This window comes from Kribbella sp. NPDC050459 (genome assembly GCF_040655315.1).
Lineage (GTDB): Bacteria > Actinomycetota > Actinomycetes > Propionibacteriales > Kribbellaceae > Kribbella.
Window position 1 is genome coordinate 73393 of sequence record NZ_JBFAJQ010000022.1, and the last position, 26667, is coordinate 100059.

General features: G+C 70.2%; 30 protein-coding genes. 10 read left to right on the top strand and 20 right to left on the bottom strand.

Annotated features, from left to right (window positions below; genetic code table 11):
- Nucleotides 1-35 precede the first annotated feature (35 nt).
- Nucleotides 36-1247, top strand: coding sequence for an MFS transporter (locus tag AB0I12_RS41375; protein WP_359941586.1), 1212 nt, complete (start codon nucleotides 36-38; stop codon nucleotides 1245-1247).
- On the opposite strand, the gene rpe is transcribed toward AB0I12_RS41375, so the two are convergent.
- Entirely contained in the window at nucleotides 1212-1877 is a 666-nt protein-coding gene (gene rpe / locus AB0I12_RS41380) for a ribulose-phosphate 3-epimerase (protein ID WP_359941589.1), read from the bottom strand. The genes AB0I12_RS41375 and rpe overlap by 36 nt on opposite strands.
- A gap of 34 nt (nucleotides 1878-1911) precedes the next feature.
- On the bottom strand, nucleotides 1912-2760 hold the full coding sequence (locus AB0I12_RS41385; RefSeq protein ID WP_359941591.1) for an NAD(P)H-binding protein: 849 nt from the start codon (nucleotides 2758-2760) through the stop codon (nucleotides 1912-1914).
- 77 nt (nucleotides 2761-2837) lie between these two features.
- On the opposite strand from AB0I12_RS41385, the gene AB0I12_RS41390 reads away from it, so the two are divergent.
- Nucleotides 2838-3593, top strand: coding sequence for a TetR/AcrR family transcriptional regulator (locus AB0I12_RS41390; protein WP_359941594.1), 756 nt, complete (start codon nucleotides 2838-2840; stop codon nucleotides 3591-3593).
- Here AB0I12_RS41390 and AB0I12_RS41395 read toward each other — a convergent pair.
- The 6 genes from AB0I12_RS41395 to AB0I12_RS41420 form a co-directional block, all read right to left on the bottom strand.
- Nucleotides 3554-4300 (bottom strand): cobalt-precorrin-6A reductase, encoded by a 747-nt coding sequence (locus tag AB0I12_RS41395; RefSeq protein ID WP_359941597.1) that lies wholly within the window; start codon nucleotides 4298-4300, stop codon nucleotides 3554-3556. The genes AB0I12_RS41390 and AB0I12_RS41395 overlap by 40 nt on opposite strands.
- Nucleotides 4297-5037 (bottom strand): precorrin-4 C(11)-methyltransferase, encoded by a 741-nt coding sequence (gene cobM / locus AB0I12_RS41400; protein WP_359941600.1) that lies wholly within the window; start codon nucleotides 5035-5037, stop codon nucleotides 4297-4299. The genes AB0I12_RS41395 and cobM overlap by 4 nt, the downstream gene beginning before the upstream one ends.
- Nucleotides 5034-6236 carry a precorrin-6y C5,15-methyltransferase (decarboxylating) subunit CbiE gene (gene cbiE / locus AB0I12_RS41405; RefSeq protein WP_359941603.1) on the bottom strand — a complete coding sequence of 401 codons (1203 nt, stop codon included), beginning with the start codon at nucleotides 6234-6236 and terminating at the stop codon, nucleotides 5034-5036. The genes cobM and cbiE overlap by 4 nt, the downstream gene beginning before the upstream one ends.
- The gene (locus tag AB0I12_RS41410) at nucleotides 6226-6606 is read right to left on the bottom strand and encodes a PPOX class F420-dependent oxidoreductase (RefSeq protein ID WP_359941606.1); all 381 of its coding nucleotides are present in this window, start codon (nucleotides 6604-6606) and stop codon (nucleotides 6226-6228) included. Before AB0I12_RS41410 ends, cbiE begins: the two co-directional genes overlap by 11 nt.
- 83 nt (nucleotides 6607-6689) lie before the next feature.
- Entirely contained in the window at nucleotides 6690-8288 is a 1599-nt protein-coding gene (locus AB0I12_RS41415; protein WP_359941609.1) for an ABC transporter permease, read from the bottom strand.
- A complete protein-coding gene (locus AB0I12_RS41420; RefSeq protein ID WP_359941612.1) occupies nucleotides 8285-9199 on the bottom strand; it encodes an ABC transporter ATP-binding protein in 915 nt (304 codons plus the stop codon). Before AB0I12_RS41420 ends, AB0I12_RS41415 begins: the two co-directional genes overlap by 4 nt.
- A 91-nt stretch (nucleotides 9200-9290) precedes the next feature.
- Here AB0I12_RS41420 and AB0I12_RS41425 point away from each other — a divergent pair, with 91 nt between their 5' ends.
- Nucleotides 9291-9803 carry a MarR family transcriptional regulator gene (locus AB0I12_RS41425; protein WP_359941615.1) on the top strand — a complete coding sequence of 171 codons (513 nt, stop codon included), beginning with the start codon at nucleotides 9291-9293 and terminating at the stop codon, nucleotides 9801-9803.
- Here the strand turns inward: AB0I12_RS41425 and AB0I12_RS41430 are convergent.
- Nucleotides 9791-10435, bottom strand: a complete 645-nt coding sequence (locus AB0I12_RS41430; protein WP_359941618.1) for an NBR1-Ig-like domain-containing protein — start codon at nucleotides 10433-10435, stop codon at nucleotides 9791-9793. The two genes, AB0I12_RS41425 and AB0I12_RS41430, sit on opposite strands and share 13 nt — an antisense overlap.
- Nucleotides 10436-10636: 201 nt before the next feature.
- Here AB0I12_RS41430 and AB0I12_RS41435 point away from each other — a divergent pair, with 201 nt between their 5' ends.
- Nucleotides 10637-11095 carry a CHAP domain-containing protein gene (locus AB0I12_RS41435; protein ID WP_359941621.1) on the top strand — a complete coding sequence of 153 codons (459 nt, stop codon included), beginning with the start codon at nucleotides 10637-10639 and terminating at the stop codon, nucleotides 11093-11095.
- 75 nt (nucleotides 11096-11170) lie between these two features.
- Nucleotides 11171-11863, top strand: coding sequence for a CHAP domain-containing protein (locus tag AB0I12_RS41440; RefSeq protein WP_359941624.1), 693 nt, complete (start codon nucleotides 11171-11173; stop codon nucleotides 11861-11863).
- A 39-nt stretch (nucleotides 11864-11902) separates the two neighbouring features.
- Here AB0I12_RS41440 and AB0I12_RS41445 read toward each other — a convergent pair whose 3' ends face one another.
- Nucleotides 11903-12625: an alpha/beta hydrolase gene (locus tag AB0I12_RS41445; RefSeq protein ID WP_359941627.1), complete on the bottom strand. Its 723-nt coding sequence runs from the start codon at nucleotides 12623-12625 to the stop codon at nucleotides 11903-11905.
- A 29-nt stretch (nucleotides 12626-12654) separates the two neighbouring features.
- Nucleotides 12655-13704, bottom strand: a complete 1050-nt coding sequence (locus tag AB0I12_RS41450) for a LacI family DNA-binding transcriptional regulator (RefSeq protein WP_359941630.1) — start codon at nucleotides 13702-13704, stop codon at nucleotides 12655-12657.
- A 135-nt stretch (nucleotides 13705-13839) separates the two neighbouring features.
- On the opposite strand from AB0I12_RS41450, the gene AB0I12_RS41455 reads away from it, so the two are divergent.
- The 3 genes from AB0I12_RS41455 to AB0I12_RS41465 are packed head-to-tail and all read left to right on the top strand — an operon-like array spanning nucleotide 13840 to nucleotide 16946.
- Nucleotides 13840-14742, top strand: coding sequence for a sugar ABC transporter permease (locus tag AB0I12_RS41455; protein ID WP_359941633.1), 903 nt, complete (start codon nucleotides 13840-13842; stop codon nucleotides 14740-14742).
- Nucleotides 14743-14752: 10 nt separating this feature from the next.
- Nucleotides 14753-15634: a carbohydrate ABC transporter permease gene (locus AB0I12_RS41460; RefSeq protein ID WP_359941635.1), complete on the top strand. Its 882-nt coding sequence runs from the start codon at nucleotides 14753-14755 to the stop codon at nucleotides 15632-15634.
- Nucleotides 15635-15647: 13 nt separating this feature from the next.
- Complete coding sequence (locus tag AB0I12_RS41465; RefSeq protein ID WP_359941638.1) at nucleotides 15648-16946, top strand: extracellular solute-binding protein; 1299 nt, start codon at nucleotides 15648-15650, stop codon at nucleotides 16944-16946.
- Here AB0I12_RS41465 and egtD read toward each other — a convergent pair.
- The 8 genes from egtD to AB0I12_RS41505 all read right to left on the bottom strand — a co-directional run bounded on the left by egtD (nucleotide 16943) and on the right by AB0I12_RS41505 (nucleotide 24853).
- Nucleotides 16943-17908, bottom strand: a complete 966-nt coding sequence (gene egtD / locus AB0I12_RS41470) for an L-histidine N(alpha)-methyltransferase (protein ID WP_359941641.1) — start codon at nucleotides 17906-17908, stop codon at nucleotides 16943-16945. The two genes, AB0I12_RS41465 and egtD, sit on opposite strands and share 4 nt — an antisense overlap.
- Nucleotides 17905-18666, bottom strand: coding sequence for an ergothioneine biosynthesis protein EgtC (gene egtC / locus AB0I12_RS41475; protein ID WP_359941644.1), 762 nt, complete (start codon nucleotides 18664-18666; stop codon nucleotides 17905-17907). Before egtC ends, egtD begins: the two co-directional genes overlap by 4 nt.
- On the bottom strand, nucleotides 18666-20003 hold the full coding sequence (egtB, locus tag AB0I12_RS41480) for an ergothioneine biosynthesis protein EgtB (RefSeq protein ID WP_359941647.1): 1338 nt from the start codon (nucleotides 20001-20003) through the stop codon (nucleotides 18666-18668). Before egtB ends, egtC begins: the two co-directional genes overlap by 1 nt.
- Nucleotides 20000-21220 carry a glutamate-cysteine ligase family protein gene (locus AB0I12_RS41485; RefSeq protein ID WP_359941650.1) on the bottom strand — a complete coding sequence of 407 codons (1221 nt, stop codon included), beginning with the start codon at nucleotides 21218-21220 and terminating at the stop codon, nucleotides 20000-20002. The genes egtB and AB0I12_RS41485 overlap by 4 nt, the downstream gene beginning before the upstream one ends.
- Before the next feature lie 159 nt (nucleotides 21221-21379).
- The gene (locus AB0I12_RS41490; RefSeq protein WP_359941653.1) at nucleotides 21380-22033 is read right to left on the bottom strand and encodes a (2Fe-2S)-binding protein; all 654 of its coding nucleotides are present in this window, start codon (nucleotides 22031-22033) and stop codon (nucleotides 21380-21382) included.
- Complete coding sequence (locus AB0I12_RS41495) at nucleotides 22030-22803, bottom strand: ABC transporter ATP-binding protein (protein WP_359941655.1); 774 nt, start codon at nucleotides 22801-22803, stop codon at nucleotides 22030-22032. The genes AB0I12_RS41490 and AB0I12_RS41495 overlap by 4 nt, the downstream gene beginning before the upstream one ends.
- Nucleotides 22803-23840: an iron chelate uptake ABC transporter family permease subunit gene (locus AB0I12_RS41500; RefSeq protein WP_359941657.1), complete on the bottom strand. Its 1038-nt coding sequence runs from the start codon at nucleotides 23838-23840 to the stop codon at nucleotides 22803-22805. Before AB0I12_RS41500 ends, AB0I12_RS41495 begins: the two co-directional genes overlap by 1 nt.
- Nucleotides 23837-24853: an iron ABC transporter permease gene (locus tag AB0I12_RS41505; protein WP_359941660.1), complete on the bottom strand. Its 1017-nt coding sequence runs from the start codon at nucleotides 24851-24853 to the stop codon at nucleotides 23837-23839. Before AB0I12_RS41505 ends, AB0I12_RS41500 begins: the two co-directional genes overlap by 4 nt.
- Before the next feature lie 78 nt (nucleotides 24854-24931).
- Between AB0I12_RS41505 and AB0I12_RS41510 the strand changes: the two genes are divergently transcribed.
- Both AB0I12_RS41510 and AB0I12_RS41515 read left to right on the top strand, forming a co-directional pair.
- Nucleotides 24932-25909, top strand: a complete 978-nt coding sequence (locus AB0I12_RS41510) for an iron-siderophore ABC transporter substrate-binding protein (RefSeq protein WP_359941663.1) — start codon at nucleotides 24932-24934, stop codon at nucleotides 25907-25909.
- A gap of 18 nt (nucleotides 25910-25927) precedes the next feature.
- On the top strand, nucleotides 25928-26572 hold the full coding sequence (locus AB0I12_RS41515) for a hypothetical protein (protein WP_359941666.1): 645 nt from the start codon (nucleotides 25928-25930) through the stop codon (nucleotides 26570-26572).
- Here the strand turns inward: AB0I12_RS41515 and AB0I12_RS41520 are convergent.
- The coding region (locus AB0I12_RS41520; RefSeq protein WP_359927761.1) for an integrase core domain-containing protein at nucleotides 26569-26667 on the bottom strand (99 nt) is incomplete at its 5' end. The two genes, AB0I12_RS41515 and AB0I12_RS41520, sit on opposite strands and share 4 nt — an antisense overlap.

Below are 26667 nucleotides of genomic sequence, written 5' to 3' on the forward strand. Positions count from 1 at the left end.
TCGTAAATGTCGGTGGCGGCGTTCAGGATGAGGGCATGGACTTGGGTGGCTACCGGGAGTTGTGGCGAACGCACGGCGTGACGGCGTTGCTGTTGTCCTCGCTGCTCGCTCGCCTGCCCGTGCTCGCGACGATGGTTCCGGTGGCGTTCCTGGCCAAGGACGCGAGCGGCTCGTTCCGCTGGGCAGGCGTCGTCGCTGGCGCCTATTCGGTCGGTATGGCGATCGCCGGGCCGTTGTGGTCCCGAGCCGCCGACCGCCGCGGCGCACGAGGCGTGCTGCTGATCACCGGGCTGTCGTGGAGCGTCGCTCTGTTCGCGATCGCGCTGCTACCCGCCGGGCTGTACCGGTTGCTGCCTGTGCTCACCATCATCGCGGGAGCCCTCGTCCCACCCGTGATGCAGACGTTGCGCGCAGCCTGGCCCCGAGTGGTGCAGGGCCCGGCGCTGCGGACGGCGTACGCCGTGGACGCGACCGCGCAGGAGCTGCTGTTCATGGTCGGGCCGATGCTCGGCGCGACCGCGGTGAGCGTGGCGAGCCCGCGACTGGGCGTGCTGCTCGCGGCGGCGATGTCCGCGCTCTTCATCTGGTGGTATGCGCTCCGACAACCGAGACCGCTCACCCACGACGATCACGCCGCGGTGCCGTTGACCGCGCGGCAGCTGCTGTGGCACCGGCACCGGTTGCCGCTGATCCTCGCGTTCGGCCTGTGGATCATGTCGTTCAACGGAATCTCGCTGGCGATCGTCGCGTTCGCCGACGATCACGGGCAGCGGTTGATCGCCGGGATCTTCGAGGCCGTCTGGGCGTTCGGCAGCCTGGTCGGCGGTGCCGTCGCGGGCGCGTTGCCGGGCCGCCGTACGTCGTACCTGTGGCGGCGGGCCGCGCTGGTCGGGGTGGGCATGCTGCTGTGCGTGTTCGCGACCTCGTCGCCGGTCACGCTCGGGATCGCGTTGGCGTTGTCGGGGCTGACGCTGGCGCCGGCGATCGGCGCGCTGTACGAGCGGCTGGGCGCGTTGACCCCGGACGTGGCGCGGACCGAGGTGTTCGGGTGGATGGGCAGCGCGGCGATGGGCGGTGCGGCGATCGGGTCCGCGGTAGCGGGTGCGGTGATCGAGGGCTTCGGCGTGCAGTACGTGTGGCTGCTGGCCGCCGTACTCGCGGCGATCTCGACCGTGTTGCTGCTGCGCGTGCCGCCCGAGGTGGAGCCTGAGTTAGCGACCGGCGGACTGCTCGGCGAGACCGCGTAGCTGCTCGACCATCGCGTTCGGGTCGTCGGCGGCGTAGACGGCCGAGCCGGCCACGAACACGTCGGCGCCGGCCTCGGCGCAGCGCTCGATCGTCTCGGCCGAGACGCCGCCGTCGATCTCGATCCACAGATCGAGGCCGTGCTTGTCGAGCAGCTGCCGGGTGCGGCGGATCTTCGGTACGCAGACGTCGAGGAACTTCTGCCCGCCGAAGCCGGGCTCGACGGTCATGATCAGGATCATGTCGAGCTCGGACAGCAGGTCCTCGTACGGCTCGATCGGGGTGGCCGGCCGGAGCGCCATCGCGGCGCGGGCGCCCTTGGCGCGGATCTCCCGCGCGGTCCGGATCGGCGCCCGGCAGGCCTCGACGTGGAAGGTGACGCTCGAGGCGCCCGCCTCGACGTACCCGGGCGCCCAGCGGTCCGGGTCCTCGATCATCAGGTGACAGTCGAGCGGCATGTCGGTCGCCTTGGCCAGCGACTCGACCACCGGCAGTCCGAGGGTCAGGTTCGGCACGAAGTGGTTGTCCATGACGTCGACGTGCAGCCAGTCGGCGTTCGATACCGCGGCCGCCTCGTCGGACAGCCGCGCGAAGTCGGCGGACAGGATGCTCGGCGCGATCTGAATCCCCATGGCGTCAATCTATCGAGCCGCCGACCGGTGAGCGTCAGGTGGGGAGCTCGGCGGCGAGCACCTCACGCAGCGTCGTGGCGGGGCGACCGATCAGTGCGGGCAGCGTGGGATCGACAACCGCGAACTCGCCACGCCGCGCGGCCGCGAAGATGCCCAGGGTCAGGTCGACGAGGAACTCCGGCATGCCACGGCCGAGCGCGGCCTGTCGCCATTCCTCGTCCGGCACTGTGATCCGGGTGACCTTCCGCCCGAGGAGGTCCGAGGCGATCGCGGCGACGTCCGCGTAGTCGAACAGTTCCGGGCCGGTCAGTGGTGGTGTGATGCCGTCGACGCGCCCCGGCTCCGTCAGGGCGATCGCGGCCGCGTCGGCCAGGTCCCGGTGCGCGGTCCAGGAGAACGGCCCGTCCTCCGGCAGGATCAGCTCGCCGGTCTCCAGCGCGGACCGCACCATGAACACCGGCGTACTCGCGTAGAAGCCGTTGCGCAGGGCCGTGAACGGCACGCCGGAATTCAGCAGGTCCTGTTCTGTCGCGGCGTGGCCACGGGTCGCGATGAAGAGCGAGTCCGGGTTCGCGGCCTGGTGGCTGGTGTAGAGGACGCGCTCGGCGCCGGCGGTCTTGGCCGTGTCGATCGCGAGGTGATGCGGCGCCGGGTCGGCCGGGCCCGAGACGACGAGCACCTGGCGGGCGCCCTCGAAGGCGTACGCCAGCGAGTCGGCATCGTCGAAGTCGCCACGCCGAACCCGGATGCCCTGAGCCGCGAGGTCCACGGCCTTCTCCGGGTCACGCACGCTCACCCCGAGCCGATCGGCCGGGACGCGTTCGGTCAGGCGGTCGACCACAGCACGGCCGAGGCGCCCGGTCGCTCCGGTAACGATGATCATTCGGACTCCTTGTTATCAGTGGATACTGATTTACGCTATCACTGTTAACAGCGTGCGCCGACCGCTACGGTTGGCGCGTGGTGGATGCGAGCGGGCGGGACCGGATGCGGGCGCAGATCGTCGAGGTCGCTGCCGGGCTGCTGGCGAGCGGCGGGCGCGATGCCGTGTCCACCCGGGCGGTCGCGGCCGCGGCGGGGACGCAGGCGCCGACGATTTACCGGCTGTTCGGCGACAAGGACGGGCTGCTCGCGGCGGTGCTGGAGTACGGGTTCGCGACGTACCTCGCGGACAAGCCGCCGCTCGATCCGACGACCGACCCGATCGCGGACCTCCGGTCGGGCTGGGACCTGCACATCGAGTTCGGGCTGGCGAACCCGGCCCTGTTCCTGCTGATGTACGCCGACACGCAGCCGGGGAAGCGTCCCGCGGCGGCCGAGGCCGGAATCGCGATCCTGCGGACCCGGATCCGCAACATTGCCGCCGCCGGACGACTGCGGGTCGACGAGGACCTGGCCGCGGACATGGTGCAGGCGGCCGGCTCAGGCGCCGTACTGGCCCTACTGGCCGAAGAGGCCGACCGCCGCGACCCACGCCTGGCGGACGCGATGTTCCACGCCGTGGTCGCGGCGATCACCACCGCTCCGGCCTTACCGCGCACGGCGGACGGAGCGACAGCAGGCGCGGCGGACGGTGAGGCCCGGGCGGTCGCGCGGGCGGACGCGGGTGCGGTGGCTGCGGCGAATGCGTTGCGGGTGCGGTTGGCGGAGATCGGGGTGCTGACCGACGGCGAGCGTCACGTCCTCGGCGAATGGCTCGCCCGGATCACCCACTGAACGGCGTCCTCGACCGTCTCGACCGCCTCGTGCCCGACCGGCAACGGCGGGCGGCGGATCACGACGACCGGGATTCCGAGCTCACGGGTCGCGGCGAGTTTCGCGGCCGTGGCGGGGCCGCCGCTGTCTTTGGTGACCAGGACGTCGATGCGATGGTCACGAAGAATCGCCTGCTCGTCGGCGAGGGCGAACGGCCCGCGGGCGAGGATCAGTTCACACCAGGCCGGGCGCGGGTCCGGCGGATCGACGCACCGGGCGAGCGTCCACAGGCCGGTGTCGGCGAAGGCGTCGAGACCTTGGCGCCCGATGGTGAGGAAGACGCGGGTGCCGATCTGCGGCAGCACGTTGGCGGCCGCCGACGTGGAGTCGGCCCAGTGCCAGTTGTCGCCGGGTGCCGGCGTCCAGCCCGGCCGACGCAGTACGACCAGCGGCGTGCCAACCTCGCGAGTCGCCGTGAGTGCGTTCGCGGTCATCGTCGCCGCGAACGGATGCGTCGCGTCGACCACCGCCTCCACCGGATGCTCCCGCAGCCAGGCCGCAAGACCGCTCGCACCGCCGAACCCACCGACCCGCACCTCACCGACAGGCAGCCGCGTGTCCGAGGTCCGTCCCGCCAACGACGACACGACCTCGACCCCCGGGACACCGGCCAGCGCACCCGCGAGTTCGCGGGCCTCCCCCGTTCCGCCGAGCAGCAGAACCTTCATCGGCTGCGGTCGGCCGAGTACAGATGGCTGTCCCGGAAAGCCGTTGCGGACAGCACCTTTCCGGCGATGATGACCGCGGTACGGCGAACACCTGCCGCCTTCACCTGCTCCGCGATGTCGGCGAGCGTCCCGCGCAGGACCACCTCGTCGTCGCGGGAGGCGCGTGCGACGACCGCGACCGGGCAGTCGGCGCCGTAGTTCGGCACGAGTTCCGCGACGACGCGATCGATCTGCTGGACGGCGAGGTGGAGGACGATCGTCGCCCGGCCGGCGCCCAGTGTCGCGAGATCCTCGCCGTCCGGCATCGCGCTGGCGCTGCCGCCGATCCGCGTGAGCACGACGGTCTGCCCGACCTCGGGGACAGTCAGCTCACGGCCGAGAGTCGCCGCGGCGGCGGCGTACGCCGGGACGCCGGGCGTCACGTCGTACGGGATCTCGAGCGCGTCGAGGCGGCGCAGCTGTTCGGCCATCGCACTGAAGACGGACGGGTCGCCGGAGTGCAGCCGGGCGACGTCGAGGCCGGCCGCGTGCGCGGTGGCGAGCTCGGCGATGATCTCGTCGAGGGTCAGGTTCGCCGTGTCGACCTTGCGGGCGCCGGGCGGGCAGTGGTCGAGGAGCTCGACCGGGACGAGCGCGCCGGCGTACAGGCAGACCGGCGACGCGGCGATCAGATCGCGCCCGCGGACGGTGATCAGGTCGGCGGCTCCGGGGCCGGCGCCGATGAAATGAACCGTCATTTGGTCACGCTCCAGATGGTCACCGGCATGGCTGGGCGCCAGCCGGTCATGGTGCCGACGGCGGAGGCGCGTTGTACGTCGAGGCGGACGAGGTCGCCGCCGACAGCCTTGTACCACTGGGTGATCAGGGACTCGGTCTCCAGCGTGACGCCGTTGGCGACCAGGCGGCCGCCGGGTTTCAGCGCGTTCCAGCAGGCGTCGAACATGCCCGCGGCGGTCGCCCCGCCGCCGATGAAGATCGCGTCCGGTGGCTCGAGACCGTCGAGGATCGCCGGCGCGGCGCCTTCCACCACGTCCACAGCGGCTCCGAGTGCGGCCGCGTTCCGCTCGAGGCGCTTCGCCCGGTCGGGGTCGCGTTCGACGGCGATCGCGCGGCAGGACGGGTGGTGCCGCGACCACTCGATCGCGATGCTGCCTGCTCCGCCGCCGATGTCCCACAACAGTTGGCCGGGGACGGGCGCGAGGCGGGACAGGGTGACGGCGCGTACTTCGCGTTTGGTGAGCTGGCCGTCGTTCTCGTACGCGTCGTCGGGCAGACCGGGTGACGTGGAGAGGACGGGAGCGTCGGCCGGGCATCGGATCGCGATCACGTTGAGCGGATCGACCTCGTGGGACCAGTCAGCCGCGGTCGCCGTACGGACGCGTTCGGCCGGGCCGCCGAGCTGTTCGAGAACGGTGAACTCGCCGGCGCCGTAGCCGCGCGCGACCATCAGGGCGGCCACCTCGGCCGGGGTCCGCGCACCACGGCTGAGAATCAGCAGGCGCCGCCCGGGCTGGAGATGCGGATGCAGCCGCTCGACCGGGTTGCTCACCAGGCTCACAACCTGCACCTGATCCTGCGCCCAGCCCAGCCGCGCACACGCCAGCGAGACACTCGACGGCTGCGGAATCACCCGCACGGCGTCGGCCCCCAGCAGCCGAACCAGCGTCGTACCGATCCCGTAGAACGTCGGATCCCCACTCGCCAGCACAGAGATCCGCCGGCCTCGGTGCTCCTCCAGCAACCGAGGCAGAGCCTCGGACAACGGCGAGCCCCATGCGATCCGCACGGCCCCAAAGGATTCAGTTGGGAGGAGAGCTAGTTGGCGGGGGCTGCCGAGGATTACTTCGGCGGACTGGATGGCATCGCGGGCGGCTGGGGAGAGGGTGCGCCAGCCGTCGGGGGTGATGCCTATGACGGTGATCGGGTCAGCCGGCATTGCCGAGGACCTTGGTGATGGTGATTTCGATGACCACTCGCTGCGGATTGACGCGCGGCTCCCGGTAGCGCTTGGCATAGCGCCGTTCGGCTTCGCGGACGTGCGCGGGGTCGTCGCTCACCACGGCGCGTCCCTCGATCGTGCTCCAGCGCCGCCCGTCGACCTGGGTGACCGCGACCGCCGCCTCACCCAGCCGCCGGATCGCGCGCGCCTTGTACGACGTACCGGAGCAGATCACCCGCACCAGCCCCGCCTCGACGTCCAGCGTCGCCCCGACCGGCGTCGCATGGACGGTCCCGTCCGCGCGCGCCGTACTCAGCACACACAGGTGCCGCTCACTCCAGAAGTCCACCAGCCGCTCACTGAACACGCAGCGATCGTAAACAGGCCCGCCCGGCGAGGTGCCGGGCGGGCCCGTGGGCGCTGGACCCCTCAGACCAGCGCGATCCGGATTCAGCCGATGTCGCGGCGGCGGAACGTGACGAAGCCGGTCACCGTGAGCGCGGCGGCGATCGCGGTCAGCCAGAGCACCGGCGTGGCGGAGAACTCACCGCCGGGCAGCCGCGGCGTGTGACCGTACGGGCTGAGGTCGATCATCCATTGCGGCAGGTTGAACAGCTCGCCGAACTGACCGATCAGCAAGAACAGGCCGTACAGCGCCCAACCGCCGGTCACCAGCTTCGGCGCCAGCCCGAAGAGGAGGACGACCAGCCCGGTCACCAGCCAGATCGCCGGCAGCTGTACGGCGGCCCCGGCGAGCATGCGCGGTACCTGACGGCCCATATTGCCGAGCGACGCACCACTCGAGACGCCGGACCCCAGACCGGCGACGAGGATCAGGACGGCGGTGCCGAACAGCGCCATGACGACGTGACTCCCGAGCCACTGCGCCCGGGTGACACCGGTCGCCAGCAGCGGCTCGGCCCGCAGCGCAGTCTCCTCCGACCGGAGCCGGAGGGCCGCCTGGATCCCGAACGCCGACGCCAGCAGCCCCATGATGCCCAGCTCGGTCGCCAGGAACGCGTCGGTGATGCCCTCCACGCCGCCGAGCTTCTGCACCATCTCCTTCGCGCTGTCGCTGGTGACGAACCCGTCGACGTTGCTGGCGATGTTGCCGACCAGTAGACCGAGCAGCAGGAACCCGAAACCCCACGCGAACAGCGACCCCCGATGCAGCCGCCAGGCCAGTGCGAGCGGCGAACGCAACGACGCGGCACCGCGCGGCGGTCCGGGACGCGGTCGCACCAGACCGGCGCCGACGTCGCGCCGCTGGATCAGTGCGATCGCCGCCGCGACCATCAACGCCAGGAACACGACTGGCAGCAGCAGTACGACCCACCGGTCACCGGCGTACGCACGGACCTGCTGGGACCACCCGATCGGCGACAGCCACGACACCCACTGCGTGCTGCCGTCGGCCGACGAGTCGCCGATCGCCCGCAGTACGTACGACACACCGAGCACGATCGCCGTCAGCCCGTTCGCGGCCCGGGCACTCTCGGTGACCTGTGCCGTCACCGCGCCGACACCCGCGAACGCCAGTCCGGCCGCGGCCCACATCAGCCCGAACGCGAACGAGCCCTTCGTGTCCAGGCCGCTCCCCATCAACGAGAGCGCGGTCAACAGGCCGAGCACGATCGCAGTTCCCCCGGAGACGATCAGCGCGGCGGCGAGAGCGGCGTACCGACCGAGGACGCCGGCGCTCAGCAACTCCAGCCGCCCGGACTCTTCCTCGCTACGGCTGTGCCGGACGACGAGCATGCCGCCGAGCAGCCCGACCAGGAGCGCGCCGAAAGCTGTGAGCTTGAACAGCGAGACCTCGCCGAGCGACGACTCGTCGAAGATCCGGCCGTACAGCGACACCAGGGCCGGCGACGCGTTCGACGTCCGAGCGGCCTCGACCAGCGCGTTCCGGTCGGAGTACAGGTCGATGGACGCCTTCGCCGACCCGGCCGCCGACATCACGAACACGACGATCCAGATCGGGATCAGGATCCGGTCCCGGCGCAGCGCGAGCCGGACCAGCGTCCCGGTACCGACGAAGTCGTTCATCGCACGGCCGCCTCGGGCTCGAGGTCGCCGTCGTAGTGCCGCAGGAACAGCTCCTCCAGCGTCGGCGGCTGCGCCACCAGGCTCTTGATGCCGCTCGCCGACAGCTGCCGCATCACCGCGTCGAGCTGGGCGGTGTCCACCTCGCACCGCACCCGGTTGCCCTCGACGTCGAGGTCGTGGACGCCGGGGAGCTGGGCCAGTCCGTTCGGCGATGCGGTCAGCTCGGCGTGGATCGACGTCCGGGTGAGATGCCGCAGGTCGGACAGCGTGCCGGTCTCGACCACCTTGCCGCGGCGGATGATGCTGACCCGGTCGCACAGCGCCTCGACCTCGGACAGGATGTGGCTCGACAGCAGGACAGTGCGGTCGCCGTCGCGGGCGCGCTCCTCCTCGATGACCTGCCGGAAGACCTCCTCCATCAGCGGGTCCAGGCCGGAGGTCGGCTCGTCGAGGATCAGCAGCTCGACGTCGCTCGCCAGCGCGGCGACCAGGGCGACCTTCTGCCGGTTGCCCTTCGAGTACGTCCGGCCCTTCTTGGTCGGGTCGAGGTCGAAGCGGCGCAGCAGGTCGTCGCGCTTCTTCTCGTCCAGCCCGCCGCGGAGCCGGCCGAGCAGGTCGATCACCTCGCCGCCGGTCAGGTTCGGCCACAGGTTCACGTCACCGGGCACGTACGCCAGCCGCCGGTGCAGCTTGGCCGCGTCGTGCCACGGGTCCCCGCCGAGCAGCGAGACATCTCCGGCATCACCGCGCAGCAGACCGAGCAGGACGCGGATGGTGGTGGACTTCCCGGCGCCGTTCGGCCCCAGGAAGCCGTGCACCTCACCGGTCGCGACCTCCAGGTCGAGACCGTCGAGGGCGTGCGTACTCCCGTACGACTTGTGCAGTCCGGAGACCACGATGGCTGATGTCATGATTCATAACGTACACTTCATTCAGAAGTTTGTGAATCTTCCTAACGCGTTTCTGACACGTCAGGCGACCCGGGGAGGAGATGATGGGTCCGTGAGCGCAGAGCGAGACGACGACGCCGTCCGGCGGTACACCGAGCAGTTCGGCAACCTGCTCGCCGAGACGGGCTGGCCGCGGATGGCGGCCAGGGTGTTCGCCGCGATCCTGTCCAGCGAGACCGGACGAATGACGGCCGCCGAGCTGTCCGACCAGCTGCAGGCGAGCCCTGCCGCAGTGTCCGGGGCGGTCAACTATCTGCTGCAGCTGCGCCTCGCGACCCGCGAGCGCGAGCCCGGCAGCCGCCGCGATGTGTACGTCGTCCAGGACGACGCCTGGTACCAGACGATGATGACCGAGAACGCCTCCCTGATCCGCTGGTCCGACTCCCTGCGCAAGGTCCTCGACGCCTCCGGCGACGGCACCGACGCCCACTACCGGATCCGCATCTCGCTGGGCTTCATCGACTTCATCGGCGAAGAGGTCAAGGGCCTCAGCGAACGCTGGATCAAACGCAAGGCCGAACTCGACGCCGAGATCGCCGCGGACTACGACAGTCAGAGCTCGTAGACGGTGAAGATGGTGCAGTAGAGGGGCGGGGACTCCAGGCCGGGGTAGTACAGGCGGCCGGCCTCGTCGGTGAGTTTGAAGTACGCCGTGGAGGCGCCGACCTGGCACGGGGCCTGGAGGGACATCGCGACCGTGACGATGTCGCCCGGTTCGGCGTCGGGGACCGGGGCGCGGTTCGGGGAGCGGAGCCAGCCGGGGGTGCCGGCGGCGCCTTGGCGGGTGAGCCAGCGGTCGTGCCAGGGGCGTTCGCCGCTGTTGCGGATCATCCAGGCTTTCTCGAAGACCTGCTCCCGGCACACCTGGGTCCCGTCCGGCACGGTCTCCCCCACCAGTTCCGCACGGTCGTCCGGGTGGTGGTCGATCGGTACGGATCCGCCGAGCAGCACCGGCTGCACGTGGCGGCGCATGTCCCGCTGCGACATGTCCCGTCCGGCGCGGACGGCGGCGTCGAGCTCCATCAGCTGGTTGACCAGCGCCTGGTTCGCCCCGAAAGAGTCGTCGTACCACTCGATGAGCTCGCGGCTCGGCTTGGTGTGACCGCGCTCGACCCGGGAGAGGTGGCCTTTGTCCCAGCCGGACTCGGCGGCCGCCCGGGTCAACGGCATCCCGGCAGCCTCGCGCAACTCGCGCATGCGCGCTCCGATCACGTATCGAGCCTGGGCTGGGCGCACGGCGCACTCTCCGCTCTCGCCGTCACTTATCTACACAAAGTACCAAACCGCAGTGATTCAGTTCCGTTGCCCACTGCGACAATCCGATCACGCTCTGATTGTCTGCACAAAGGAAGGGATTCTCCAAGACAACAGGCAGTTCAGAGCGAAAGGGTTTCCACCATGTTCAAGCGTCTGATCGCCACCGCCGCACTCGCCACGCTGCCCCTCACGGGCGCCGCAATCCCTGCGACCGCCGCATCCACGGCGCCGATCGCCGCCACCACCGTCGCGCCGCAGTCGCGGGCCGACGACGCGATCGCCTGGTTCGCCGCCCGGAACGGCTCCACCGCGTACCAGGGCTACTGCGAGAAGGCCGTCGAGAACTCGTACGGAAGGACCGGCGTCTACGCGTCGGCCATCGCCAACTGGAACGACGCCGTACGCCGGGGCGCCGCGCACCGCGGCGACCTGAACCCGCCGAAGGGCGCCCTGGTGTTCTGGAACATCAGCTCCTACGGCCACGTCGGGCTGGCCACCGGTGACGGCAACTTCTGGGCCACCAGCGTCAGCGGCGCGATCGGCAAGCGGAGCCTGCCGTACTTCTCCAACTACCTCGGCTGGGCGCAGCCCAACTTCTGAGCCCTTGTTGCCCACTGCGACAACACCGTCACGGTTTGGTTCCCTGCGAGTACAACTCCAGAAGGGATCACCACCATGCGTACCGCCCTCATGCGCATCACCGCCCGCCTTTCTGCCATGACCCTGCTCGCCGGTGCCGCCGTCCTCGGCACCGGCGTGCTCCCGGCCAGCGCCGCGACCGGGACCGTGGACACCGACAGCAACACCGGTGTCGCCATCCGGTCCGGCAACGCGACCAGCTTCGGCTCGGTCGGCAACCAGCCGGACGGCCCGGTCGAGATCGACTGCCAGCTCTACGGCGAGCCGGTCACCGGCAAGTTCGGCCGCAGCCTGATCTGGGACCACATCCCCGGCAAGGGCTTCATCACCGACGCGTACGTCAACACCGGCAGCAGCGGCCTGGTCGCGCCGCTGTGTACCAGCAACCCGCGGGCCGACAAGGCCGTCGCCTGGTACGCCGCCCGCAACGGGTCGACCGCCTTCCAGGGGTACTGCGAGATGGCCGCCGAGAACTCGTACGGGAAGACCGGGATCTGGGCCTCGGCGATCGCCGACTGGAACGACGCCGTGGCCCGCGGCGCCGCCCACCGCGGCGATCTGAACCCGCCGAAGGGCGCTCTGGTCTTCTGGAACATCAGCGCCTACGGCCACGTCGGAGTCGCCAAGGGCGACGGCACGTTCTGGGCCACCAGCGTCAGCGGCGCGATCGGCACGCGCACGCTGCCGTACTTCTCCAACTACCTCGGCTGGGCCTGGCCGAACTTCTGATCCGCCCCTCACGCAGCACCCGGACGCGTGTCCCGCCCCTCACGCGTCCGGGTGCTCGATCCTGTCCAGCCAGTCCTCGACCAGCGCGCGATACACGGCCGCGCCGGGGCCGGGCAGGAAGTGGTCCTCCTGATCCAGTACGGCGAACGTCGCGCGCGGGTAGTCCTCGATGATCGCCCACGCGTCGGCGTACCCGGCTGTGGTGTCCTGCCGGCCCGTCACGACCAGCGTCGGCCGCTCGAAGCGGATCGACAGCTCCTCCCGCAGGCCGTACGTCGAGACGTCTCCCTGGATCCGCCCGAGAAAGGCGAGGTCCGCCGACGCCTCGGCCGCGTCGTAGTACTGGTGCTGACGCTCGCGTGCCGCGGACGGGCGCAGGTGCTCGTCCGTCGGGAGCGTGCGGCGGGAGCGGTCGATGACGATGCCCGGTGCTCTCAGCAACAATCCGAGGACACGGGACGGGTCGCGCTTGACGATCCCGCGGGCGTGCAGGCCGCCGGCCGACGTACCGGCGAGCGCGAACGGTTCGGCACCGGCGAGCGAGTCGATCAGCCCGGCGATGGACGACAGCATGCCGTCCTGGTCGGTGATCGACGGGTCGGCCGGGGACCGGCCGGTGCCCGGCGGGTCGACGTAGATCCGGCGCCAGCCGGGGCGTGCCTCGAAGATCGGCTCGTGGACGTCGCGGCCTTCGCCGGCGTCGCCACCCCAGCTGGGCAGGAAGAAGATCGGCCGGCCGCTGCCGAAGCTCTCGTAGTACACACCGCCACCCTAGCCAGGACGGCGGCGGCTCATCGAGCTTTTCTGTCGGCAGCAGAAGGCGGCCGCTCGCCCGACCCGCGCTCGATCAACGCGCACGGCAGCACGATCCGCTGCGGCGGACGGGTGTCCGTGCCCGACGCGCGATCGAGCAGCAACCGCGCCGCACTGCGGCCGAGCTCGGCGATGTCGGAGGCAACGACCGTGACCGGTGTCGGCAGCATGTCGGCCAGCCGGAAGTCGTCGAACCCGACCACCGCGGGCTCCGGACCGCTCAGTTCGCCGAGCGCGCGCAGTACACCTTCGGCGAGGAAGTTCGTCGACGCGAAGATCGCGGTCGGCGGATCGGGGCGCAGCATCACCTCGCGGGTCGCCTTCTCCGCGGCCTCCGCGTTGCCCTCGGGCAGCTGGATGACGAGCGACTCGTCGACGTCGATCCCGGCCGAGCGGTGCGCCCGCCGGAACCCGCGCAACCGGCGACCGATCGTGTAGTACGACGGGGCGAGCAGGATCGCGATCCGCTGGTGCCCCTGCTGCAGCAGGTGCTCGGCCGCCAGCCGCCCGCCGCCCTCGTTGTCGACCATCACGATGTCCGCGTCGATCCCGGTCGCCGGGCGGTCGACGAACACCACCGGCACGCCGGCGCCCTGCAGGAACGCGTGGTCGCCCTGGTCGGGCACGATCATCAGACCGGCCACCTGCCGGCTGACCAGCTCCTGGATGGCCCGCTTCTCACCTTCGGGGTCCTCGTCGACGCTGCCGAGCACCACGGCGAACCCGGACTGCCCGGCAACCTCGAGCGACGCCTTCGCGATGCTCGCGTAGAACGGGTTGGTCAGGTCGCCCAGGACCAGGGCGAGCGAGGTCGACTTCTTGCCCGGCCGGAGCGCCCGGGCCACCTCGTTGCGCTGGAACCCGAGCTCGTCGATCGCGGCCCGGACCCGCTGCGCGGTCTCGTCACGGACGCCGTGCCCGCCGTTGACCACGCGTGACACCGTGCCGAGGCCGACACCGGCCCGCCGGGCGACGTCGATCATCGTCGGCCGGGGAGCCTCCGGCTGGCTTGGAAACGTTTCGGACACGGGGTTGACTTCCTTTTCACGACACGGCATCGTCACCCAACAGTAAAACGTTGGAAACGTTACCGTCCAGGAGGCCGGGTGAATTCAGTCTCTGCCGGCGGATCCGCTACCCGAAGGCGCACGACCCGTGGTGGCATGAGCCGCAATGCCGGCTCCGACGTCAAGGCCGCGTACCTGTTCATCGCACCCGCGGTGATCGGGTTTCTGGTCTTCGTGGGGTATCCGCTGATCCGATCGTTCTATCTCGCGCTGACGAAGTACAACGGGCTGACCGACCCGATCTTCGTTGGCCTCGGCAACTTTCGCCGGTTGTTCTCCACCGACCCGGCTTTCTGGCCGTCGTTGCGGGCGACCGGCTATCTGGTGCTGCTCTATGTCCCGCTGTCACTGGTCCTCGGCCTGGCGCTGGCGATGTTCCTCAACCAGCGGTTCGCCGGGGTGCGGGTGGTCCGCACGCTCGCGTATCTGCCGGTGGTGCTGCCCGCCGTCGCGACGATCACGCTCTGGAAGTTCATGCTCGACCCGCAGGTCGGCCTGCTGAACACGATCCTGGACCGGATCGGGCTGCCCACGAGCCTGTGGCTGCAGAGCCCGAAGATGGCGATGCCGTCCGTGGTGCTGGTGATGCTGTGGGGCGTCGGCGGGACGATGATCATCTTCCTGGCCGCGCTGCAGGCGGTGCCGACCGAGCTGTACGAGGCCGCGAAGGTCGACGGCGCCGGGCCGTGGGCGGTGTTCTTCCGGATCACACTGCCGGTGATCAGCCCGATCATGCTGCTGCAGGTGATCCTGCAGACCACCGCGGCGCTGCAGACGTTCAACCAGCCGAAGATCCTCACCGGCGGTGGACCGGGGTTCAGCACCAACGTGCTGATGCTCGGGATCTACAACAACGGCTTCCCGACCCTGGGCAAGATCCCGCAGCTCGGGTACGCCTCGGCGCAGGTGTGGGTGCTGTTCATCATCATCATCGCCGTGATCGCCCTGACCGCGAAGTTCTCCTCGCTCTGGACGTACAGTGACAACACTCCCGACTGAAGCTCCCCCGGTGACGGTGGCCGACCACGCCGTCAGTCCCGCAAAGAAGAAGCCGCGCGTCGTCGGTACGACGGCCTGGTACGTGGTCGCGCTGTTCATCTGCGCGGTGATGATCGTCCCGCTGCTGTGGATGATCACGATCGGCCTGAAGAGCCGCACCGCTGTCTTCGACATCCCGCCGCGGCTGCTCCCGCACGAGTTCCAGTGGAGCAACTTCGTCAAGGGACCGCAGGCGATCAACTTCCCCCGGTTGTTCCTCAACTCGATGGTGATCACCGCGCTCAGCGTGCTGGGCGGCGTGCTGACCGCGATGATGGCCGGCTACGCGCTGGCCAGGCTGCGGTTCCCGGGCCGCAAGACGTGGTTCTACCTGTTCGTCGGCAGCATGCTGCTGCCGGGCGTGGTCGGGCTGATCCCGTTGTTCCAGCTGTACAAAAGCATCGGCTGGTACGACACCTGGCTGCCGTTGATCGTGCCTGCGTTCCTCGGCGGGAACCCGCTGTTCATCTTCCTGGCCCGGCAGTACTTCCTGGCCATCCCGTACTCGATCGACGAGGCGGCCAAGATCGACGGCGCCGGCCACCTGCGGATCTTCGTCAGCGTGATGCTGCCGTTGACCCGGCCGGCCTGGCTGACGATGGCGATCCTCGCGTTCCAGGCGTCCTGGAACGACTACCTGAACCCGCTGGTCTACCTGTACTCCTCCGGCAAGTGGCCGCTGTCGGTCGGGATGGCGTCCTTCATCTCCCCGTTCGCCGGGAAGACGCCGGACTGGAGCTACTACATGGCCACCAACCTGCTGTACATGCTGCCGCCGCTGATCATCTTCTTCGCCGCGCAGCGCTACTTCATCCAGGGCCTCGGCGCTCTCGGCAGCACGAACCAGAAATAGAGGGAGAATCCTTGTGAAGAGGACATCGGTTGTGACCGCGCTGGCGTGCGCGGGGTTGCTCGCGGCAACGGGCTGCAGCGGGTCGGACTCCGGCGGCTCGAGCGACGGCCCGGTCACCGTGACCGTGATGACGTGGGAGTCGGCCGAGACGAACGCCGCGATCAAGAAGGCGCTGGCGGACTTCAAGGACGACAACGTCACGGTCCAGCTGCTCGACACTCCGAGCGGTCAGTACGGCGACAAGCTGGCGTCGCTGACCCAGGCGAAGAAGCTGCCCGACCTGTTCTGGTGCGGCAACGACACCGAGCAGCAGTACACGTCGCAGGGCCTGCTGGTCGACTGGGCGGACAAGATCCAGAACGGTGACGGCGACTTCAAGGCCGACAAGTTCGTCCCGTCCGCGATGGAGAACTGGAAGACCGCCGACGGCCAGATGGGCGGCCTGCCGTCGCTGATGAACACGTACGGCGTCTGGTACAACGCCGACGCGTTCACCGCGGCCGGGCTGCCGCTGCCGAAGGCCGGCTGGACGTGGGACGAGATGTACGCCGCGGCCGCGAAGCTGGCGAACAAGAACGGCGCGAAGTACGGCCTGATCGCCGACCAGCTGACCGGTCCGGACGGGCCGTTCACGATGAGCATGTACTCGGTCTCGGCGGGCGGCGCGCCGTTCACCGACAACGTGAACCACCCGACCAAGGCCGAGGCCGACGACAAGTACAAGGAAGGCGTCGAGAAGCTGACCGCCGCGATCAAGAACGGGTCGGTCGCGCCGCCCGGGTACGACGCGGCGAACGTGCAGTCGCTGTTCGCGGCCGGCAAGATCCCGATGACGTTCGGCGGGCAGTGGCTGGCGGCCGGGTTCCAGACCGACAAGCCGAAGATCAAGTACGGGTTCGCGCCGTTCCCGCAGGTGCAGACGCCGACCACGCTGTACGACTCGGTCGGGATCTGCACGCCGCAGTACACCAAGGACCAGGACGCGACGTTCAAGGTGCTGCAGTACCTCAACACCAAGGTGTGGGACGCCGTCCTGCCGGCCTCGCCGGTCGCGCCGCCGGCGTACACCCCGGCCCAGACCAGCTACTTCGACGCGCTGACGAAGGCGCAGCAGACCACGGTCGTCGACACGGTCAAGGCCGACCTGGCGGCCGAGAAGACGGTCGGCGTCCGCTTCACCACCCAGTGGGCCCAGCAGGTCGGCGACCTGACCACGGCCAACTACCAGCCCATCCTGAGCGGAAAGAAGCCGATCACCGACCTGCCGGCGTACGTCGACAAGATCAACGGATTGATCAAGCAAGGCAGCTAGACAGCCTGCCAGAGTGACAATGCGAAGCGGGCTTCGCCGTCGGTCCACCAGGCGGCCGGGGTGAAGCCCGCTTTGTCGAGCTCGGCCTCGACGCCGGAGCGGTGGAACTTGGCGGAGATCTCGGTGCTGATCTCCTCGCCCTCGTCGAACGTGACCTCGAGGTGGATCTCCGGGATCAGCACCCGCAGTGCGCGGGTGGCGCGCAGGTGCATCTCGATCCACTCGTTGTCCGCGTCCCAGATCGCCACGTGCTCGAAGGCGTCCACGTCGAAGTCCGCGCCGAGCTGCCGGTTGATCACCCGCAGCACGTTCTTGTTGAACTCGGCGGTGACGCCGGCCGCGTCGTCGTACGCCGCGACCAGCGTGGCGGGGTCCTTCACGAGGTCGGTGCCGAGCAGCAACGACTCGCCCGGCTCGAGCACCTCGCGGACCGACCGGTAGAACGCCTCGCGCTCGGCCGGGATCAGGTTGCCGATCGTGCCGCCGAGGAACGCGACCACCCGCGGCGGCTCCCCCGGCAGCTTGTCGAGGTGGGCAGTGAAGTCGCCGACCACACCGTGGACCTCGAGGTCCGGGTAGTCGGCATTGATGGCGTCGGCGGCGTCCCGGAGTGCGGACTCCGAGACGTCGAGCGGGACGAACGACGTGAGCGTGCCGTGGTCGCGGAGCCCGTCGAGCAGCAGCCGGGTCTTCTCCGACGACCCGGACCCGAGCTCGACCAGCGTGTGCGCGCCGGTGATCGCCGCGATCTCCCCGGCGCGCGCTTGCAGGATCTCCCGCTCCGCGCGGGTCGGGTAGTACTCCGGCAGACGCGTGATCTCCTCGAACAGCTCACTCCCCCGCGCGTCGTAGAACCACTTCGGCGGCAACCACTTGGGCGTGGCCGTCAGCCCCGCCCGAACGTCCTCCCGCAAAGCCCGAGCGGCGTAGTCCGGCGTCAGATGTACGTCTATGAGGGTCACGCTTGTCCTTCCATGCTGGTGATCTGCACTGTGGTGGCGGTGGCCACGAGAAGCGAGCGGTCCGGTACGGCGGTCCAGTCGCCCGCGCCGAACGGCTCGGACGCGACGGTCACGGAGTCGGCGGTCCGGCGTACGTGCAGGGAGTGGGTCCAGGCGGTGGCGACGAGTTGTTCGCCGTCGGTCAGCAGGATGTTCAGCCGCGATCCCGGCGCGAGCGTGTCCACGTCATGCACGACCGCGGCGACCGCGTCCGCCGGAGGCACACCCTCCGCGAGCCGATGGGTGATCAGGGCCCACAGGAACACCGAGTCGATCGGCGCGCTGAGGCCCAGCAGGTCGGCGACCGGTAACTGCTCGGCCAGCTTGAGCGTCGCCTCCGGCCAGCCGGGGATGCGCCCGTTGTGGCTGAACAGCCAGTGGTCCGAGGCGAACGGCGCGACCGCGGACTGACCGTACGGCATGCCGACGGTCCCGTTCCGGACGGCGGCCAGGACGGCGCCGGACCGGATCGTACCGGCCAGGCCGGGCAGGTTCTCGTCGGTCCAGATCGGTACGTCGCGCCGGTAGCGCACCGGCCCGCCGGACACGGCCGCGTCCCGTTCGGGATACCAGCCGATGCCGAAGCCGTCGGCGTTGACCGAGCCGCCGCCGCGCATGTCCGCCGGGGCCCAGCTCTGCTCGTAGAGCGAATGCTCCGGCTCCAGCACCAGCGAGGCGAGCGTGACGGGCGGACCCAGGTAGGCCAGGTGGCGGCACATCAGGCGTGCAGCTCCTCGGGACGCGGGTCACGCGCGCACCGGAAGCCGGCGAAGATCTGCCGGCGGATCGGGTAGTCCCAGTTCCGGAAGGTGCCGCGGGCAACAACCTCGTCGGTGCCGAACGAGCCGCCGCGGAGCACCTTGTAGTCCGGCCCGAAGAAGACCAGCGAGTACTCGTCGTACGGCCAGGCGCGGAACCCCGGGTAGCCGTGGAAGTCGCTCGACGTCCACTCCCACACATCGCCGATCAGCTGCTCCACGCCCAGCGGCGAAGCACCCGCCGAGTACGCGCCGACCGGGGCCGGCCGCAGGTGCCGCTGCCCCAGGTTCGCGTGCTGCGGACCGGGCGACTCGTCACCCCACGGGAACCGCCGCGTCCGCCCGCTCTCTGGGTCGAACCGGGCCGCGAACTCCCACTCCACCTCGGTCGGCAATCGCTTCCCGGCCCACTTCGCATACGCCTCCGCCTCGTAGAAGCAGACGTGCATGACCGGCTCGTCCAGCGGCAACAGCTCCTGGTGCCCGAAGCGCAGCCGCCACCACTCGCCGTCGGCCCGCGACCAGAACCGCGGCGCGACCAGCGACGCCTTCCGGACGTGCGCCCACCCGGCCTCGGACCACCACTGCGGATCGGAGTATCCACCGCCGAGCACGAAGCGCAGGTAGTCCCCGTTCGTCACCGGCACCGTGTCGATCACGAACGGCTGCACGTGGACGGCGTGCGCGGGCCGCTCGTTGTCCAGCGCCCACGGCTCGATCGACGTCCCCATCTCGAACACGCCGCCCGGCACGAACACCTCGGCCGACGGCAACGGCCGGCCCGCGGGAGGCGGCGGCGCGTCCAGCACCGGAGCGCCCTCGCGGAGCTGGTGCGTGGCCAGCATCGTCTCGTCGTGCTGCTGCTCGTGCTGCGCGATCATGCCGAACGCGAACGCGTTGTCGACGAGCTCCCGGCCGTTGTCGAACTTCACGTGGTCGAGCACGTCCAGCACCTTGTCGCGCACCTCGTTCACGTAGACGCGGGTTTCGGCCGGTCCGAGCAGCGGCAGCGACGGGCGGTCGGCACGCGCGTGCTGGAATGCGTCGTACAGCTCGTCGATGTCCTGGCGCAGCGGCTCGCGGCCGCCGACGTCACGGACCAGCCACAGCTCCTCCTGGTTGCCGACGTGCGCGTAGTCCCAGACCAGCGGCGACATGAGTCTGGAGTGCTGCTTGACCAGGTCGTCGGTGTCGACCGCGTCGGTCAGCTGGACCGTCCGCGCCCGCGAGCGCTCGAGCTGTTCACCGACGAACGCCCGCAGGCCTTCGGGCGACAGGTCGGACAGTTGGTGATTCATGAAGCTCGCCTTCCGTGGGTGGTGTCGACGATGCGCTGCAGCCGGGTCGCGACGGCAGCGACGAGATCGGGATCCGCGCCGGTCCGGTCCATGACCTCGGTGCCCAGTGCGACCACGGCGCGCGCGGCCCGCAGGACCAAGGAGTCCTTCAGGCCTTCGCGGGCCGCCGGGAACCAGCGCCCGGCGGCAGGCTCGGCCGCGGCCAGCACCTGGTCGATCGGAGCCGACATCAGCGCGGTGACCAGCAGGGTCGGGGCGATCCACCCGTCGCCTGGCTGCGCGTCGAGGTAGCGCACCTCGAGATACCCGCGCGGGCGGACCGGCGGGAAGAGCGTGGACAGGTGGTAGTCGAGGTCGTCGTACGTCGGTCTGTCGCCGGGCAGCTGTCCGTCCGCCCACGCTCCGAACGTCAGCCCGGTCGGTGCGTCCCAGGTGTCGCCCCGCCGCAGGCAGAGCACCGGCGCCTCCATGGCCGTACGGGCCCAGGCCGCGGCCGGGTCGGCGTCGAGCGGCGGCGGCTCGGTGAACGGGGCGCAGGTGCCGAAGGTCGCCTGCGTGCGGGCCGAGGCCCAGCCGGTGTCCGCGCCCGCCCGGCGCCGGGAGTTGGCGAACAGGCCGACCAGCGCGGGGCCGAGATCGTGCAACGCGCGCCAGCGCAGTGCGGTCTGGTCCGCCTCGCCGGCATCGAGGCAGATCTGCAGGCCGGCGGTGCTGCACATCATCCGCGGCCCGTGCGGCCCGAGGCGCTGGAAGGCATGTTCCATCGCGGCGTACCGCGGGACGGTGAGGATGCGGCGCGGCGTGCGGAAGGGGTCCAGGCCGTGGTCGCCCGGAACGAGGTCCGCGTCCAGCAGAAGGGCCGTCAGCTCGGCGGCGTCGGCGGCGGTGTCCTCGATCAGCCGCGGGATCGAGTCCGCCGCGGGGCCGGAGATCTCCACCTGGCCACCCGGCTCCACGGTGACCAGGGCGCCCCGGCTCAGCGGCAGCTGCGGACTGCCTCGCACCAGGGTCGCCGGGGCGTGCACGCCCAGGGCCTTGCTCAGTCGGCCGGCGTCGAGCGGCCGGTGCGGGTCATCCGCGTGATGCACCGTCCACTCCAGCTCGACGCCGAACAGTCGTGGTGGACCGTGCTTGAAACAGACCATCGCGACGTAACCCTCCGCCTCGGCCCGGGAGCCGATCGGGGTCGTCGCCGGAGAACCACCGGACGAGGTCACGTCAGCGAACCTAGCTCCGGGTCCAGGGCTGGACAACCGACCGGAAATTACCCGTCGGTGACGTCTGGGGTGCGTAGGAACTCATGCCGAGCATGCTTCCCGAGGCCACCGACACTTTCCGGCCGGATCCGGACAACCTCGCGATCCGGGGGTTCGCTCTCAGCGAAACCTGGGGCAGGTGGTACAGGCGGTCACGTTCGGCAACACGTAGAAGTAGCAGCAGGACGTCCGCAGCTTCTCCTCCAGCGACACCCCGAACGCCACCGCGGCCCGGTCTGCGTACGGCGCGTCCTCCGGTAGCCGGATCGCCGCCCGCACCTCGTCGTCCGCCGCCCCGAACCGCTGCAACGACCCCAGCTTGACCCCGGGACGGTACGAGTCGAGGAACGCGCTGACGTGAGCCTTGTGCTGTGCTGCAGCTTCCTCGACCGGCACGACCACGTCGGACAGCAACGCCACCTCAGCCGGGTAGTGCGCCAGCGGGTGCCGCTTGAACGCCAGGGCCGCCGGTGAAACCTCAGGCGAGAGACCTGTCGCCGCCCCGGTGACCCCGGCGACCAGAGACGGCACCTGGACGTACCACATCAGGGTGAACATGGCCGCGACCTGCACCGGCGGCTCGATCCCGTAGTCCCGCGCGTAGTCGGCTGCGGCAGCCGACCGCCACGCCAGCGTCGGGTCGCCGCCGGCTTCCTGTTCCGCGATCAGCTCCGCACACGAGACCCAGCCCGGGCCACGCGCCGCCGTACTCACGGACAGCCAGCTGACCGAGTCAGCCAGCACGCCCGCCAGACGGCTCACGGTGCAGGTCATCCAGCCAGCCTACGATCCGGTACGACGACCGGTGCGCCGCCGACCTCGACAACAGTCGCCTTCAACCCGAACACCTCGGCCAGCAAGTCCGCGGTCAGCACGTCGACCGGACGGCCCTGCGCGGCGATCCGCCCCTCCCCCATCACGACCAGGTGGTCGGCGTACTGGGCTGCGAGGGTGAGGTCATGCAGCACAGCCACGACGGTCCGTCCGGTCGTGGCGGCGGCGTGGACGACGTTCATCACGTCCACGGCATGCGCGAGGTCGAGGTACGTCGTCGGCTCGTCCAGCAGCAGGTGCTGCGTCCCCTGCGCGAGCACCATCGCGATCCACACCCGCTGACGCTGACCGCCGGACAGCTGGTCGACCGGCCGGTCACGGAGCTCTGTCAGCTCAACTGCCCGCAGTGCGTCGTTGATCGCGGCGTCGTCATCACTGGTGAGCCTCCCGAACAGACCGCGGTGCGGATGCCGTCCACGCGACACCAGCTCGGCTGCGGTGATCCCCTCCGGTGTGACCGGTCCTTGCGGCAGGACACCGAGCTTGCGGGCAAGTTCGCGCGCAGGCAGCTGGTGGATGTCCTTGCCGTCCAGCAGCACACGTCCGCTCTGTGGAGCGAGCAGTCTGCTCATCCCACGCAGCAGGGTCGACTTGCCGGATCCGTTCGGCCCGACAACCGCAGTCAGCTGACCGGACGGCACCTCCAGCGTCAGGCCGTCGACCACCGGCACATCAGCGTCGTACGCGAGGGTCAGGTTCTCGACGTGCACTAGCGTCCCTTCTGCTGGCGACCGATGAGGTGAAGCAGGTACGGCGCTCCGCACGCGGCGGTGACCACACCGACAGGCAACTCGTACGGGCCGACGTGCGCCCAGTGCAGCCCGTTCCGCGCCAACAGGTCGGCGAGGACGACGAACAGCGCGCCGAGCATCGCCGTGGTCAGCAACGGCGGCCGTTCCGTCCGGGTGAGCCGCAGCGCGACCTGCGGCGCCACCAGCGCGACGAACGCGATCGGACCGGCGCCCGCGGTCGCCATCGCGGCCAGCACCGTCGCGATCACCAGCAGCGCCAGCCGGATCCGCGCCACCCGGACGCCGAGTGACGACGCCACGTCGTCACCGAGCACCAGCGCGGACAGGTCCCGGTTGAACATCATTGTCACCGGCAACAACAGCACGACGGCGATCAGCACCGGGATCGCGTCGCTCCAGGTGCGCGCGTTCAACGATCCGGCCAGCCAGGCGGCGGCCCGGCCCGCGTCGTTCACGTCACCGACCACCAGCAGCCAGGCGACGAGCGAGTTCGCCGCGGCCGCGACGCCGACGCCGATCAGCACCACCCTGCCCGCGTCCACCACGCCGCGCTGGACCGACAGCGCGCCGACGACCAGCGTCGCGAGCAATCCGCCGAGAACAGCGGCCAACGGGATCCCGACCTTGGCCGCGACGCCGGAGATGTTGCCGCCGCCGGTGCCGGCGAGCACGATCACCGCGACAGCCCCGGCGGACGCGCCGGAGTTCACGCCGACGATGTCCGGGCTGGCGAGGGGGTTGCGCGACAACGTCTGCAACAGGGCACCCGACACCGCGAACGCCATGCCGACCAGCAGTCCGGTCGCAACGCGCGGCAGACGCAGCTCCAGCACTACCAGCCGCGTGCCGCGCCGACCGCCGCCGAGGAGTACCTCGACCACGTCGGCGAGCGGGAGCTTCGTCGTACCCACGCTCAGCGACACCAGCGCGACCACGACCGCGAGCGCCGCGAACAGGATGCTGAGGACGACCGTCCGTGACCTCACAGATTTCACAGCGCCACCGCCCGGCGGCGTACGACGAGAACGAACATCGGAGCGCCGACGATGCCGAGGACGACGCCTGCCTGGACCTCGCCCGCGCCGCCGACGAGCCGGCCGACGAGGTCCGCGAGCACCAGCGCGGTCGCCCCGATGACGCCCGCGGCGGGGATCAGCCAGCTGTTGCGGGCGCCGAAGATCCGGCGCGCGACGTGGCCGGCCAGCAGGCCGAGGAACCCGATCGGACCGCACGCCGCGACACCGGCGGCGGTCAGCAGGCCGATCGCTGCCAGTCCGACGAGCCGGGCCCGGCGGACGGACAGGCCGAGGCCTGCCGCCACGTCGTCGCCAAGGGCAAGCAGGTCGAGGTCACGGGCGTTGACGGCGGCGAGCAGCAGGCCGACGACGGCGAACGGCAGCACCTGAGCGGCGACATCCAGCCCGCGGCCGGCGACCGATCCGACCGCCCAGAACCGATAGCTGTCGAGGGTGTCGGCGTCGAGGAGAACGACGGCTGAGATGAGCGCGCCGAGCAGTGCGGCGACCGCTGCACCGGTCAGCGCCAGGCCGACGGGCGTGGCGCCCGAGCCGCGGGAAGCCAGTTGCTGTACGGCGAAGGTGGCGATCAGTGCGCCGATCAGCGCGACCCACACGGTCGACGACACCGACTCGACCAGACCGAGCTGGAGTCCGAGCACCACGGCGAACGCCGCGCCGGAGCTCACGCCGAAGATGCCCGGCTCGGCCAGCGCGTTTCGGGTGTGGCCTTGCATCAACGCGCCGGCGATCCCGAGACAGAGCCCGATCAGGACCGCGACCACCGTGCGTGGGAATCGCAGGCTGCGCACGATCACGTCCGCGTCCGACCCGGAGTTCGCAGCGAGGGCGTGCCAGACCGCGCCCGGTCCGAGCCAGCGCGAGCCGAGCGCGAGGCTTGCGGCGAACGCGAGCACCAGGGCGACGACCAGGGCGAGGAGCGCCGCGGTACGCCGGACGGCCAGGCTCGCAGTAGGAGCGGCGGAGGACATATGGTTAGGTTTACCTTACTTCGCTGAGGTCGTGAGTCACCCTATCCCGTTGCCTGATCCGGTTGCTTGGAGACGTCTGTGCGCCTGCCCCGCATCACCGCCCTGCTCGCTGTCGCCGCACTCGCCCTCACCGCCTGCGGCGGGTCCCAGGACGACGACTCCCCGGAGGCCGCCGGTGCGTCCGACGGGTTCCCGCGCACCATCGAGCACGCGATGGGCAGCACCGAGATCCCGGCGAAACCGAAGCGGGTGGTCGCACTCGACGCCAGCTTCGTCGACGCCACACTGATCCTCGACACGCCGGTTGTCGGCTACACGGAGTACCGCAGCATCAAGGGCAGCCTGCCGGACTACCTCGGCGACGACCGGACGAAGTACGGCTCCGAGGCGCAGGCGGTCGGCACGCTCGCCGAGCCGAACCTGGAGAAGATCGCCGAGCTGAATCCGGACCTGATCGTGACCGCGAAGGTCCGGCACGAGAAGCAGTACGAGCAGCTGTCCAAGATCGCGCCGACGATCATGTCCGAGACCACCGGCCCGACCTGGAAGGACAACATCCGGCTGGAGGCCAAGGCGCTCGGTCAGGAGGCGCTCGCCGAGCAGGAGATCACGGCGTACGAGAAGGCGGCCAAGACCGTCGGCGACGCGATCAACGCCAAGGCGGGCAACCCGACGATCTCGGTCACCCGGTTCGTCGACGGCCCGACCCGGCTGTACCAGAAGAAGAGCTTCTCCGGCATCGTCATGCAGGACGCCGGCCTGGCCCGCCCGAAGTCGCAGGACGTCGACGACTTCGCTCTGGAGATCAGCCCGGAGCGGATCAAGGACGCCGACGCGGACGCGATCTTCGTCACCGTGTACGCCGACGAGAAGGGCCTCGGCCAGAAGACCGCCGCCCAGTTCAAGGCGAACCCGCTGTGGAAGCCGCTGGCCCCCAAGGTCCACGAGGTCTCCGACACCACCTGGATGACCGGCGTCGGCCTCCAAGGCGCCTGGGCCATCCTCACCGACCTCGCCCAGACCTTCGACATCCCGGCCCCGGCGAAGGCCAGCTGACCGAATAGTGTCGGGGGTATGACGGCTCTCGCGCGGTGGCACGTTGGTCCGTGGACTGCCCGGGGGACGCGGGCCGGTGAGGCGACGGTGCCGGGGAGGCGGCGGACGGCTGACGAGCTGAACTTCGACGTGGTCGGGCTGGCGCGGATTCTCGGGCGGCGGTTGTCGGGGCGGGACGAGTTGCAGGTCCGGCTGTGGCAGAACGAGTTGCGGCCGACGCACACGCGGATGTGCGGCATCCACACGCTCGCGGATCCGGACAACGCCCGCCTGCTGCACGACACGGCGCAGGAGGCGCTCGCCTGGTTGGGAGAGCGCGCGCCGGCTGGGTACGAGTTCGTTCTCACGGACGCGGTCGAGCTGCGACCGCTCCTCGAGCTGTCCGCCGACGTGATCGCCGTCGACGCGGTCGTGCAGCTCGCAGACCGCCCTCTCCCTGCCGCACGGCTGGCGACGGCCCACGTACGCCGTTCCGCCACGGGCGATTGGTACGCCGGGGACGCGGTGTGCAACTGGTCCGGCCCGCACGCCACGTCCGACGACGCGGTCGCCGCAGTACGAGCTGCCCGCAACGAACTGGTGGAGCAACTACGCGCCGCGGACCGCGAGGACCTGGCCTCGACAGCGGACCGCTGGCCTGCCGTGCCGATCGAGTCGGCCTAAGTGTGATGTCCAGGGACGTTGGTTAGTCGGGTGATGGGTGGCTGGCCGCCGATTGCGCTGTGGGGTCGGTGATGATTGTAGAAGTGGAGCCAGCC